Here is a 12769-nt window from a genome sequence, read left to right on the forward strand (position 1 = left end):
GGAGTGGTGGCGATGGTGAGACGGAACGACCAGCGGCGTGCCGCCCTCGTCGACGCGGCGATCGAGGTACTGGCCAGGGAGGGCGCCCGCGGGCTGACCTTCCGGGCGGTGGACGCGGAGGCAGCCGTGCCGGCCGGGACGGCCTCCAACTACTTCGCCAATCGCGACGAGCTGCTCACCCAGGCCGGTGCCCGGGTCTACGAGCGGCTGCAGCCGGACGAGGCCACGCTCGCGCGTCACCGGGAGGCCGAGCGGGACCGGGAGACGTACGTGGAGCTGATGCGCGAGCTCGTCGGCCGCGTGTCCTCCTTCCGTACCGGCTACCTCGCCCTGCTCGAACTGCGTCTGGAGGCCACCCGCCGCCCCGAACTGCGCCGGGTCCTCACCGAGCGGGTCCGGGCCGACGTCGACGCCAACCTCGCCTACCACGAGGCCTCCGGCCTTCCCGGCGACGCCATGGCCGTCAAGCTGCTCATCCTGACCCTGAACTGGCTGATCGTGGAGCAGCTCACCCTCCCGGACGTGTTCACGGAGGCGGAGCGCGACCGGCTGGTCGCGGCGGCGGTGGAACGCATCGTGACGCCGGAATAGGTGAAAAAGAGGTCCGGGCCCCTGTCGATCCGGCCCCGTCCCGTTCGTCGTGTTGATGTAAGCCCCAACCGCCGCACACGACACGACAGACGAGGCATCCCCATGGAACAGCTACTGAAGGTCATGAACTTCGGCGTCTCGCGGGACGGCATCGGCGCCGGCGAGGACCAGACTCTCGAGAGGCCGTTCGGGCACGTCCAGCCTGAGAAGCTGTTCGCCTGGGCGGGGGCCACGGCGAGCTGGCACATGCGGTCCGGCCCCGGGGGCAGCCGAGGGCTGGACGACTACTTCACGCGGGACTACGACCGCAACATCGGCGCCGAGATCATGGGCCGCAACAAGTTCGGGCCCCAGCGCGGGCCCTGGCAGGACCACGAGTGGCAGGGCTGGTGGGGCGACGAACCGCCGTTCCACACCCCGGTGTTCGTCATGACCCACCACCCGCGCCCCTCGTTCACGCTCTCCGACACCACGTTCCACTTCGTCGACGGCGACCCCGCCACGGTCCTGGACCGGGCGCGGGAGGCGGCGCGGGGCAAGGACGTCCGGCTCGGCGGCGGGGTCACCACCATCCGCGAGTTCCTCGACGCCGACCTCGTCGACACCCTGCACGTGGTGGTCTCGCCGGTGGAGTACGGCTCCGGGCTGCGTCTGTGGGAGTCACCCGACGAACTGCGCGACCGCTTCCACCTGGACGTCGTCCCCAGTCCGAGCGGGGTGACGCACCACCTGTTCTGGCGCAAGTGAGAACACCGCCCAGAGGCTTGCGGGAGGATGCTCAGAGAGCCTTGTACATGATGTGCAGTCCCACCAGGCCGTGCCGCGGATGGTCGAAGGCCTCCGGAACCGTGCCGAGGACCGTGAAGCCGAGGGACGTCCACAACCGCACGGCCGGGTTGGTCTCGACGACGGCGTTGAACACCATGCCGCGGTAGCCGACCGCCTTCGCGGCCGTGAGCACGTGCTCGGCGAGGAGGCGGCCGATGCCGCGGCCGCTGTGCTCCGGGTCGACCATGAAGCCGGCGTTGGCGATCCCGGCGGCGGGACCGCCGTAGTTGGGGGTGACGTAGGCGGAGGCGACGATGGCGCCGGTCTCGTCCTCGACGACGTAGACCCGCTTCGGAGGGGCGGTCCACAGGGTTCGGGCCGCCTCCTCGGAGGTGTCCGGGTCCCAGGCGTAGGTCTCGCCGGCCGAGACGACGCGGTGCCAGAAAGGCCAGATCCGCGGCCAGTCGTCGGCCGCGGCTTCTCTGATCAGCATGGGCGCCAGTCTCGCACGCCCATGCGATCGTCGATCGACAAAAAGCTGCCGGCGTCCTCAGTCGACGCTGGGCAGGATGTGGGGCTCGGCGAGGTCGTCCTCGTAACCCGCGAGGCGGATCGGGGCGGACCGGGCCCACACGTCGAGGCTGCCGAGTTCTCCGGGGCGGCGGCCCGCACGTTCCGGGCGCTCCTTGGGACGTGGTTCACGCTTTGTCTTCTCCGGTGTCACCGCGCACTCCTTATGTGTCGGGTCACCCTCGGGACCAGCTGCGCCGGGGTCGCTGCGCCCGGCGTCTGAAGCCCCGCTCAGGTGCGAGTCGAAAGGCAGTTCGGACGCGGTGGCGCCGGTTTCTCGTACGGAGCAGGCCGTTGTCGACCGGCATGTCCCGGGACGGACGGTGGGTGTGGGTGGGACCCATTAGTGCTGTCCGTCCGGTACAGAGTAACCAAATGAGCGGGTACCCGCTCGATGGCGCTGAAAACTCGGGGTTACTGTCTGAAGACGTCCTGTTTTCGCCCGTACTTCCCCCTCCCTGTCACGCAGTTCAGGTCCCGTTGGCCGAATCGCAAGGCGCCCATGATCTGCTGACGGAGGCAACGGCTTGTCCGGCGGGAGGACTGACGCATGGAGCTGCGCAGTGTCGAAGAGCTGATGGATCTGCTGTACGCCTGCCGGGGCACACGGGTCGCCCCCGGCCGCGGCGGCAGCGCCGGAACCGATCTGCGGCAACACGCGCTGCGTACCGCCGCGCTGTTGCGCCGGGGCCGCCCCGCCGACAAGGAGCTCCAGGTGGCGGGCCTGGTCCAGGCCATCGGACCACTGCTCGGCCCCGGCGACCGGGCCACCCAGTCCGACCGCGCCGCCGACGCCGTACGCCCCCTGCTGGGCGAGCGGGTGGCGCGCCTCGTCCGCGCGCAGGGCCAGGACGAGGACCTGCTACGGCTGCGCCAGGCGGGCGAGGAGGGCCACGACCCCAGCTTCGACGCCGGCGTCCTGGAGGACTGGCGGACCGTCTTGGAACTGCTGGCGGCACGGAACTCCCGCCTGGGGGCTGTCGACTGACGATCCGTCATGAGACGGTACGGCGATGACGTCGCCGTACGGACTCCACGGCAGGACCGCCCTCGTCACCGGCGCCACCCGCGGCATCGGGCTCGCCGTCGCCCGTACGCTCACCGAGGCGGGGGCGCGGGTGTGCGTGACGGCGCGGGACGCGGCGGAGGTACGGCGGACGGCGGCGGAACTCGGGGGCGCTGGGCTGCCCGGAGACGTGTCGGACCCCGCCCACCTCTGCGCCCTGGTGGACCTGTGCCTACAGCAGTTCGGCCGCCTCGACGTCGTGGTCAACAACGCGGCGACGAACCAGCCGTTCGGCCCCCTGATGGCCGTGGACCCGCGGGCCTGGCGCACGGCGTTCACGGTGAACGTGGAGGCTCCCCTGCGCCTGACCCAACACGCGTGGCGAGCGTGGATGCGCGAGCACGGCGGTTCGGTGGTCAACATCTGCACGGAGGGCGCCGAACACGTCGGCCCGAACGTCGGCGCCTACGGCACGAGCAAGTCCGCCCTCCTCCACCTCACCCGCCAACTGGCCGGCGAACTGGCCCCGAAGGTGCGCGTCAACTCGGTCTCCCCCGGCCTCGTCCGCACCGAGATGGCCCGCTTCGTGTGGGAACCGGCGGAACAGCGCATCGCCCCGACACTGCCCCTGGGCCGGATCGGCGAACCCGAGGACGTGGCGCGGGCCGTGACCTGGCTGGTGTCGGACGCGGCGGAGTGGGTGACCGGCGCGGACCTGGTGGTGGACGGAGGCACGCGCGTACGGGCGGCTCAGCCGGCCCTCGGCGCCCAGGGGGACGCCGTACCCGACGTGCTGCGTGCCTCGGCGGCTCACCACTTGCCCGGCGCGTAGTCCTTCATGAAGACGCCGTACAGGTCCTCGCCCGCCTCGCCGCGGACGATCGGGTCGTAGACGCGGGCCGCGCCGTCGACCAGGTCGAGGGGGGCGTGGAAGCCCTCGTCGGCGAGGCGGAGCTTGTCGTAGTGGGGGCGTTCGTCGGTGATCCAGCCGGTGTCGACCGAGGTCATGAGGATGCCGTCGCTCTGGAACATCTCCTGGGCGCTGGTCCGGGTGACCATGTTCATCGCGGCCTTGGCCGCGTTGGTGTTCGGGTGCCCCGCGCCCTTGTAGCCGCGGCCGAACACACCCTCCATCGCCGAGACGTTGACGACGTAGGCGCGGCCGGAGGACGCCTTGCGCGCCGCCTCCGCCATCACCGGGCGCAGCTTGCTGATCAGGATGAACGGCGCCGTGTAGTTGCACAGCTGGGTTTCCAGCAGCTCCACGGGGGAGATCTGCTCGATGGTCTGCACCCAGGTGTTGGTGTCGACGACGTCGGGGACGAGCCCGCCCGCGTCGATGGCGGTGCCGTCGCGGTGCCGCTCCACGCTGGCGTTCCCGGCGACCAGGGCGAGGTCGGCGACCTTCTGGGCGTCCAGCCCGGAGGCCCCGAGCGGCAGCGCGGCCAGTCCGTCCACCGCGCCGGAGTTGAAGGCGCCGATGACCTGGTGGGCGGGGAGTTCACCGGCGGGCAGCGGGGCCGACTCGCCCTCCACCAGGGCGGCGTAGGCCGACGGCAGGCGCCGTACCGTCTGGGTCGCGTTGTTGATCAGGATGTCGAGCGGGCCCGCCGCGGTCATCCGGTCGGCGAGCTCGACGGCCTGGGCAGGGTCGCGCAGGTCGATGCCGACGACCTCCAGGCGGTGCATCCAGTCCGCGGAGTCGTCCATGGCCTTGAAGCGGCGGATGGCGTCCTTCGGGAACCGCGTGGTGATCGTGGTGTGCGCCCCGTCCCGCAGCAGCCGCAGCGCGATGTACATGCCGATCTTGGCGCGGCCGCCGGTGAGCAGCGCGCGCTTGCCGGCGAGATCGGCGCTCGCGTCGCGCTTGGCGCGGTTCACGCCGGCGCAGTCCTGACAGAGCTGGTGGTAGAAGTAGTCGACTTCCACGTACCGGGCCTTGCAGGTGTAGCAGGAGCGCGGACGCTGGAGTATCCCCGCGATCTTCCCCGCCTCGGTGATCGACGACGGCAGGATGCCTTCCGTCTCGTCGTCGATGCGCTGCGCGGAGCCGGTCGCCGTGGCCTCGGTGACCGCCTTGTCGTGGGCGGTCTTGGCGGCGCGGCGCTCCTGGCGGCGGCGCTGCTTGACCGTGCGGTAGACGCCGGCCGTGGCGCGGCGCACGGTGATGGCGTCGGGGTGGTCGACCTCGAGCTTGTCGAGCTCCTCGAGCACGCTGAGGCAGACGGCGAGCCGCTCGGGGTCGATGCCGGGGCCGTACACGACCGCGTCACCGGGCTCGTGCACGACCTCTTCCGTGGTCGCCGGGCCTTCCTCTGTCACCGTCATGCCGCTGCCGTTCCCTGCTCACCCGTGCGGCCCCGGGGGCCGCGTCCGCTGTCGAACGGGGAATTCTACGGAGCGCCGGGCCCGACCGCCAAAAACCGGCAGGGTCAAGGGTCGCAGGCCGTGATCAGCGTCTCCACCTCCGCCGTCAGCGCCGCCGCCAGCCGGTCCAGGTCCGGTACCGCCGCCCCGTCGGCCACCAGACCGTAGTGGACCCGGCCGCGGTAGGTGGAGACCGCCACCGCCAGGGACTGGCCGTGGGCCAGGGGGGCGTAGGGGAAGACGGCGGTGACCGGGTTGCCGCCGAGTTTCAGGCCGAGGCCGGGCAGCGGGACGCTGGTGACCAGGATGTCGAACCAGAGCCGGGCGGCCTGGCTGACGAGGGGGCCGCCGAGTCGGTGGCCGAGCGCCGGCACGTGGTCGGCGAGCAGGGCCACGGCGCCCGCTCCGCGGTGGGGGCCCGCGTCCTTGTTGCGGTCCATGGCGGCGCGGACCGTGTCGAGCCGGCTCAGCGGGTCGGGGTCGTCCACCGGCAGCCGCATCAGGTAGCCGGAGAGCCGGTTGCCCTGGGGGTGCGCGGTGCGCGGGCGCCGTCTGGAGACCGGGATGAGGGCGCGGGGCGCCACCCCCTCGCTGCCGTCACCGCGCTCGTCGAGCCAGCGGCGCAGCGCGCCGGCGACGACCGCGATGAGAACGTCGTTGACGGTGCCGCCGACGGCCTTGCGGATGATGTGCACGTCGTCGATGTCGACGACGACTCCGGCGGTACGGCGGGTTCCGCTGGGCTCGGAGGTGAGCGCGGCGGTCGTCCGCGCGCCCAGGGTGGACACGGCCACCGAGGCGCCGATGTCCAGCGCCCGGCCGACGTCGGAGAGGGCGCCACGCACCAGCCCCGGCAGCTTGCGCACGTCCGGCAGCAGCCCGCGCGGGGGCTCGGCCGGGCGGGGCCGGGGCTCGGGCAGGTCCATCGGGTCGAGGACGGCGGCGGCGAGCGTCAGCGCGCGCAGCCCGTCGGCCAGGGCGTGGTGGAACTTGAACAGCACCGCGAAGGACACCCCGTCCTCGCCGGGCAGCACATGGGCCTCCCAGGGAGGCCGGCCGCGCTCCAGGGGGCGTTCCATGAGGCGTCCGGCGACCGCCTGGAAGTCGTCGGTCGGGGCGTGCAGCCGTACGTGGTCGAGCGGGTCGAAGTCGGGAGCCGGCTCCCGGGCGGCGCCGCCGAAGGCGAGCGGTCGTTCCCCGAACGGCTGCCACACGTCCCGGATCCGCATCCGCAGCCCGGGGACGGCCGCGGCGCGGGCGGCGAGCAGATCGGCGGCGTGCGCCCCGGCCGTGGGCGAGTGCGCGGAGAAGACGCCGAGGGCGCCCAGGTGCATCGGGTGCCGCTCGGACTCGATGTTCCAGAACGCCAGGTCGAGTGGGGCCAGCAGGTCAGAAGTCAAGGGCTTGCCTCGCGTCGACGACGGGTGGACAAGCAGTCAATCGCCCCTGGCCGATTACGGTCAAGTACGATCAAGCTACACACAGTTAACAGCAGATTAAGTCCCGCTCCTCGCGGAAGGGGTGGAACTCATGGTGCATATGAGGTCACTTCAGCACGGGTTACGGCGCCGGGCATCCCGAGGGAGTCACCCGGGAGGCGTCACGAATGTGACCGGAGGTGCGGGTCGGGAGGAGACCCCGCCTACGACACGACCTGCCCCTTCCCCAGCGCGATCACCCCGTTCTTGGACACCGTGTACAGCTCCGCGTCCCGTTCCGGGTTGACGCCGATCGTCGCGCCCGGGGGCACCTCCACGTTCTTGTCCAGGACCGCACCACGCACCACAGCGCCCCGGCCTATGTGGACGTTGTCGTGCAGCACCGAGCCCTGGACCACCGCTCCGGGGTCGACCCGTACGCCCGGTGAGAGCACGGAGCCGGTGACCTGGCCGCGGATGAGGCATCCCGCGCTGATGATCGACTCCCCCGCGATGCCGCCCGCGCTGAAGCGGGCCGGGGAGAGCTGGTTGGAGTGGGTGTAGATGGGCCACTGCCGGTTGTAGAGGTTGAAGGCGGGGCGCTCGGCGATCAGGTCCAGGTGGGCGTCGTAGTACGCGTCCAGCGTGCCGACGTCCCGCCAGTACCCCTGGTCCCGGGTGGTCTCCCCGGGCACGTGGTTGGCGCTGAAGTCGTAGAGCTGGGCCTCGCCCCGGTCGGTGAGCTGGGGCAGGATCGAGCCGCCCATGTCGTGCACGGACCGCTCGTCCTCGGCGTCGCGCTGGAGCGCCTCCACGAGGGCCTTGGTGGTGAAGATGTAGTTGCCCATGGAGGCGAAGACGCACTCCGGATCGTCCGGGAGTCCGGGCGGATCGGCCGGCTTCTCCAGGAAGCGGTCCACCGTCTGCCCGTCGGAGCCCGGGCTGATCACGCCGAAGGACGACGACTCGTTGCGCGGGACGCGGATTCCGGCCACCGTCACGCCCGCGCCGGACTCGATGTGCTGGGCGAGCATCTGGCGCGGGTCCATGCGGTACACGTGATCGGCGCCGAACACGGCGACGTACTCGGGGCGTTCGTCGTGGATCAGGTTCAGGGACTGCAGGATCGCGTCCGCGCTGCCCAGGTACCAGCGCGGGCCGAGGCGCTGCTGGGCCGGGACCGGGGTGACGTAGTTGCCGAGCAGACTGGACATCCGCCAGGTCGTGGTGATGTGCCGGTCCAGCGAGTGCGACTTGTACTGCGTGAGCACGCAGACGCGCAGGATGTCGCCGTTGACGAGGTTGGACAGGACGAAGTCGACGAGCCGGTACGTGCCGCCGAAGGTGACCGCGGGTTTCGCGCGGTCCGCGGTCAGAGGCATCAGGCGTTTGCCTTCTCCGCCCGCCAGCACGATTCCGAGCACCGAAGGTCCGCCACGACGCATGGCCACTCCCCTCACCGTGGTTGATCCATGCCTGCCCCCGCACACGGCCCCCTACGCCTGTTCGAGGACCTCCTCGTAGAGGCGGACCGTGCGCCGCGCCACCGTGTCCCAGCCGAACTCGCCCACCGCGCGCTCCCGTCCGGCTTCACCCATCGCCCGGGCACCCTCCGGATCCCCGATGACGGAGTCCAGGGCACGGGCGAGAGACGCCTCGAAGTCGTCGTCCACCGGCACCAGAAGCCCCGTCTTGCCGTCCTCGACGACCTCGGGGATCCCGCCGGTCCGGGAGGCCACCACGGGAGTTCCGCAGGCCATCGCCTCCAGGTTCACGATGCCGAGCGGCTCGTACACCGACGGGCAGACGAACGCGGCGGCGTGCGTGAGGAGTTGGATCACCTCGGGGCGCGGCAGCATCTGCGGGATCCAGTGCACGCCCGCACGGGTCCGGCTCAGCTCCTGGTAGAGCTCGCGGAACTCCCGGTCGATCTCCGGGGTGTCGGGGGCGCCCGCGCACAGCACCACCTGGGCGGCCGGGTCGATGTCCCGTACCGCGCGCAGCAGATGGGGCACGCCCTTCTGACGGGTGATGCGGCCGACGAACAGGATGTAGGGGCGGGAGCGGTCCAGGCCGATCCGGTCCAGGACGTCGGTGTCCGGATCCGGCCGGTACAGGGCGGTGTCGATGCCGTTGTGGATCACTCGCACCCGGGCCGGGTCCAGCGCCGGGTAGCAGGCGAGGATGTCCTCGCGCATGGCGCCCGACACGGCGACGACCGCGTCCGCGGCCTCGATCGCGGTGCGCTCGGCCCAGCTGGACAGGGCGTATCCGCCGCCGAGTTGCTCGGCCTTCCAGGGGCGCAGCGGCTCCAGGGAGTGCGCGGTCATCACATGCGGGATGCCGTACAGCAGCTTGCCCAGGTGGCCGCCGAGATTGGCGTACCAGGTGTGCGAGTGGACGAGTTCGCCGCCCTCCAGGGCGGCGGCCATCGCGAGGTCGACGGAGAAGGTGCGCAGCGCGTCGTTGGCGGTGTCGAGCGCGGACCAGGGGCGGTGCCGCAGCACGCCCTCCGCGCGGCCCTCGCCCCAGCAGTGCACCTCCAGGTCGACCAGGGGCCTCAACTCCCGGGCGAGGAACTCCACATGAACGCCGGCACCGCCGTACACGTCCGGCGGGTACTCCCGGGTCAGCAGTCCCACTCGCACCCGCAACCCCCTGTCTCAGCCCGTTCCCTCATGGTCACCCAGATGCGGCGCGCGGGGAAGAGCGCGGGGGCCGTGTGAAGCAACAGTCGCCGCACACGCCCCCGCCCGGCACCCGGTAGTAGAGGCAGCAACTGCGCCGCCGCAGGGTCTCGTCGAGCGTGCCCGCCAGACGGGGGTGCGCGAGGAGCCCGGCCGTCAGGGCACGGGTGCGCACGACGGCCTCGGTACGGCCCTGGGCCCGCGCCCACCGCTCCAGCTGCCGGGCGGCGCCGGCCAGCGCGGATCCGGCGTTGCCCCACAGCAGGCCCGCCGCGACCCTGCAGTGGTCGTGCACCAGCGCGGTCAGTGGTTCGAGGTGGGCGGTCAGGACGGCGTCCGCCAGGTCCACGGAGGAGGGCCGCACCTCGGTGAGCCACAGATCGTCGGGCGCGCCCCCGTCGGGGTCCCAGCGCAGCAGCCGCGGGTCGAGGTCCGGGAGCCGGCCGTACAGCACCGCGCAGCCGAGGGCCACCGACCACAGCCGTGCCGCGAGACCTTGCTGAGCCACCGAGGCCGCGATCCGCACCTCGGGGGCGCGCAGGGATTCGGCCACCTTCCGTACGCGGAAAGTCATAGAATTCTCGTAAACATCCGATGATGTGCCGCCATAGATCTCGGCCAGGGTCGGCAGGGTTCGCGCGGGCGCTCCGGAGGTGCGTAGGACGAAGAAGCCGCCGAGAGGTCGGAGCGCGATGAGTCCGGGGTCGAGGTCCACGAGGAGCAGTAGTACCAAGGCCGGTCGTAGCCGCCTCGGGGGGTGCCACCCACCCTGGGGAGGACGTAGGGCGTTTTGTACTCCATCGGCAGTAGGAGGCATTGCGTGCTCAGGTACGACGACGGGAAGAACTTTTGAGGGCATCGTGTTGGCTATGGAAGCCGACCGTTCGCCGCGCGGGACGAAGCGCCCCCGCCTCACGCAGAGGAGCAGCTCATGAGCGCCCTCGCGTTGTCCGTGCTGCTGTCGCTCGTCTCCGCCGTCGCCTACGCGGGCGGAGCGATCGTGCAGGAGCATGTCGCGGTGTCCACCCCCGGGCAGAGCTACGCACCCCTGCGCCGGCCGACCTGGTGGGCCGCGGTGGCGCTGAACGGCCTCGGCGGACTGCTGCACGTGGCGGCCCTCGCCTTCGGACCTCTGAGCCTGGTCCAGCCGCTGGGCGCGCTCACCATCGTCTTCGCGCTGCCGATGGCGGCCCTGTTCGTCGGCCGCAAGGCCGGGTCGACCGCCTGGCGGGGCGCCATCATGGCGACCGTCGGTCTGGCCGGTCTGCTCTCCCTGGTCGGCACCTCCGAGTCGCAGTCGCTGGGCACCGCCGAGCGCACCGGCGTCGCGCTGGTCACCGCGGGTGCCGTGGTGACGCTGATGATCGCGGGCCGGGCGGCCCACCGGCACCCGGTGGTGCGCAGCGTGCTGCTGGCGACCGGGTCCGGTATCGCCTTCGGTATGTCCTCGGTGTTCACGAAGATCGTCGCCGTCGACTGGGACGGCGGGGTCTCGGCGGGTGACCTGCCGTCCCTGGCCACCATCGGCGTGTTCGCCACGGCCGGCCTGCTGCTCTCGCAGGCCGCCTACCGCGGCGCCGGACTCGCGGCCCCGCTGGCCGTGCTGACGGTCGTCAACCCGGTCGTGGCGGCCGCGGTCGGCATCACGATGTTCGGTGAGACCTTCCGCTACGGCACCACCGGCACCGCGCTCGCGCTGAGCTGTGGCGTGGTGGCGGCGGGCGGTCTGATCCTGCTGACCACGGAGCGCATCGAACGCACCCAGGGGAAGGCGACGCTCCCGGCGACGTCGGCGCCCGCGGTCCCGAAGGAGTCGGTACCCGCGCTCGCCCTGGAGTCGGCGCCGTCGCTCGTGGACGCGTCGACGCCCGCCGGGAAGCCCTCGGCGGCGAAGGAGCCGGCGTCCGCCAAAGAGCTGGTCATCGTGCTCCCGGCGCAGCAGAACGACACGCTGACGACGCCCGGCAGCTCCTCGCCCCAGCTGTACGGCCCGTTCTACGGCGGGCCGTACGTCCCGATGCCGCTCCTCGACCGGCACCGGGCGCGCATCAGATCCTGACCCCTCCTGCCCTCAGGTAGGCCACCGGGTCGATGTCCGACCCGAATCCGGGCCCGGTCCGCACCTCGAAGTGCAGATGCGGGCCCGTGCTGTTGCCCGTGGAGCCGGAACGCCCGATGCGCTGGCCCGTACCGACCTGCTGACCGTCCTTCACGGAGATCGCCGAGAGATGGGCGTACTGGGTGTACCGGCCGTCCCCGTGCCGGATCACCACCTGGTAGCCGAAGGAGCCCTCCCAGCCCGCGCTCACGACCCTGCCCTCCGCCACGGACCGCACGGACGTGCCGGTGGCCACGGGGAAGTCGACGCCGGTGTGGTAGCCCTGCGACCAGGAGGTGCCCGCCTTGTGGTACGGCGTGCCGGTGGGCGCGCTCACCGGCGAGACCATGGTCTTCTTCGAGGACTTCGCCGCCGCCTTCTCGGCGGTCTGCCCGGAATCGCGCTTCTTCGGCTGGGACTTCCTGGGCTCGGCCTTCCTGGGCTCGGCCTTCTCGGGCGCGGTCCTCGTGGCCGATCTGCCGTCCAGCGCCAGCCGCTGGCCCGGCAGGATCAGGTCGGGATCGGCGCCCACGGTCGTCCGGTTGGCGTCGTACAGCCCCTGCCAGCCACCCCGGACGTCCTGCTCGTCGGCGATCGTGGAGAGGGTGTCGCCGCGTACCACGGTGTACATCTGCGCCGTGCCGGCCCGGGACTGGGGTGTGGTCTGCGGCTTGACGTCCGGCGCCGAGGTCTTCAGCCGCGGGGCGTCCCCGCCCCGGGTCAGCCCGGCCTGGACCGAGCAGACCGGCCAGGCGCCGGGGCCCTGTCCGTCGAGGACCTTCTCCGCTATGGCTATCTGCTGGTCCTTGGTCGCCAAATCGGCCCGCGGCGCGTACCGCGTGCCGCCGTACTGCTCCCAGGTGGACTGGGCGAACTGGAGGCCGCCGTAGTAGCCGTTGCCGGTGTTGATGTTCCAGTCGTTGGTCGACTCGCACGCGGCGACCTTGTCCCAGGTCTCCACGTCGGCCGCCTGCGCGCTTCCGGTACCGATCAGCGGGATCGCCATCCCGGCGCTGCCCGCCGTGACGGTGAGCGAGGCGCGGTTGATCCTGTTCGGCTGATACCGGCGGTGCCGGCCGCGTACGGCCATATCGGTGCCCCCTCGACATGCGTCAGGAGGGCCAAAAGTAAGCGCCCGTAACAGGCCATGACAAGACGGCAATCGGTCGTGCTGTGGCTCAAGAGGCCCGACGGAGACTCCAGTTGAAATCGACTGAGGCGGCGCCGGTATCGCGTACGTATCTGGCTGCGGAACATCGAGCTG

The 12769-nt window shown here is 71.6% G+C and carries 13 protein-coding genes; 5 read left to right on the plus strand and 8 right to left on the minus strand.

The features are described from left to right. Positions 1-12 precede the first annotated feature (12 nt). Together ACWDRW_RS28850 and ACWDRW_RS28855 are read left to right on the plus strand one after the other, a co-directional pair. Positions 13-591: a TetR/AcrR family transcriptional regulator gene (locus ACWDRW_RS28850; RefSeq protein WP_451727628.1), complete on the plus strand. Its 579-nt coding sequence runs from the start codon at positions 13-15 to the stop codon at positions 589-591. Between the two features lie 102 nt (positions 592-693). Continuing rightward, entirely contained in the window at positions 694-1338 is a 645-nt protein-coding gene (locus ACWDRW_RS28855) for a dihydrofolate reductase family protein (RefSeq protein ID WP_451727631.1), read from the plus strand. Positions 1339-1369: 31 nt separating this feature from the next. Here the strand turns inward: ACWDRW_RS28855 and ACWDRW_RS28860 are convergent, their stop codons facing one another. Together ACWDRW_RS28860 and ACWDRW_RS28865 are read right to left on the minus strand one after the other, a co-directional pair. Next, the gene (locus ACWDRW_RS28860) at positions 1370-1852 is read right to left on the minus strand and encodes an N-acetyltransferase family protein (RefSeq protein ID WP_451727633.1); all 483 of its coding nucleotides are present in this window, start codon (positions 1850-1852) and stop codon (positions 1370-1372) included. Between the two features lie 57 nt (positions 1853-1909). After that, positions 1910-2083, minus strand: coding sequence for a hypothetical protein (locus ACWDRW_RS28865; protein WP_315883613.1), 174 nt, complete (start codon positions 2081-2083; stop codon positions 1910-1912). 396 nt (positions 2084-2479) lie between these two features. Between ACWDRW_RS28865 and ACWDRW_RS28870 the strand changes: the two genes are divergently transcribed. Together ACWDRW_RS28870 and ACWDRW_RS28875 are read left to right on the plus strand one after the other, a co-directional pair. Continuing rightward, on the plus strand, positions 2480-2917 hold the full coding sequence (locus ACWDRW_RS28870) for a hypothetical protein (protein ID WP_451727636.1): 438 nt from the start codon (positions 2480-2482) through the stop codon (positions 2915-2917). Between the two features lie 25 nt (positions 2918-2942). Beyond that, entirely contained in the window at positions 2943-3767 is an 825-nt protein-coding gene (locus ACWDRW_RS28875) for an SDR family oxidoreductase (protein ID WP_451727639.1), read from the plus strand. Here ACWDRW_RS28875 and ACWDRW_RS28880 read toward each other — a convergent pair. From ACWDRW_RS28880 to ACWDRW_RS28900, 5 genes are all read right to left on the minus strand, one after another. Next, positions 3746-5263: an SDR family NAD(P)-dependent oxidoreductase gene (locus ACWDRW_RS28880; RefSeq protein ID WP_451727642.1), complete on the minus strand. Its 1518-nt coding sequence runs from the start codon at positions 5261-5263 to the stop codon at positions 3746-3748. The two genes, ACWDRW_RS28875 and ACWDRW_RS28880, sit on opposite strands and share 22 nt — an antisense overlap. 104 nt (positions 5264-5367) lie before the next feature. Then, positions 5368-6702: a wax ester/triacylglycerol synthase family O-acyltransferase gene (locus tag ACWDRW_RS28885; protein WP_451727645.1), complete on the minus strand. Its 1335-nt coding sequence runs from the start codon at positions 6700-6702 to the stop codon at positions 5368-5370. A gap of 242 nt (positions 6703-6944) precedes the next feature. Continuing rightward, positions 6945-8165 carry a glucose-1-phosphate adenylyltransferase gene (glgC, locus tag ACWDRW_RS28890; protein WP_451727648.1) on the minus strand — a complete coding sequence of 407 codons (1221 nt, stop codon included), beginning with the start codon at positions 8163-8165 and terminating at the stop codon, positions 6945-6947. A 51-nt stretch (positions 8166-8216) separates the two neighbouring features. Further along, complete coding sequence (gene glgA / locus ACWDRW_RS28895; protein WP_451727651.1) at positions 8217-9368, minus strand: glycogen synthase; 1152 nt, start codon at positions 9366-9368, stop codon at positions 8217-8219. Between the two features lie 34 nt (positions 9369-9402). Beyond that, positions 9403-10140: a (2Fe-2S)-binding protein gene (locus ACWDRW_RS28900; protein ID WP_451727654.1), complete on the minus strand. Its 738-nt coding sequence runs from the start codon at positions 10138-10140 to the stop codon at positions 9403-9405. Positions 10141-10338: 198 nt separating this feature from the next. On the opposite strand from ACWDRW_RS28900, the gene ACWDRW_RS28905 reads away from it, so the two are divergent. Beyond that, entirely contained in the window at positions 10339-11466 is a 1128-nt protein-coding gene (locus ACWDRW_RS28905; RefSeq protein ID WP_451727656.1) for a DMT family transporter, read from the plus strand. Here ACWDRW_RS28905 and ACWDRW_RS28910 read toward each other — a convergent pair. After that, positions 11456-12595 (minus strand): transglycosylase family protein, encoded by a 1140-nt coding sequence (locus ACWDRW_RS28910; protein WP_451727658.1) that lies wholly within the window; start codon positions 12593-12595, stop codon positions 11456-11458. The genes ACWDRW_RS28905 and ACWDRW_RS28910 overlap by 11 nt on opposite strands. Positions 12596-12769: the final 174 nt, after the last annotated feature.

The sequence above is a fragment of the Streptomyces sp. NPDC003635 genome (assembly GCF_053587635.1).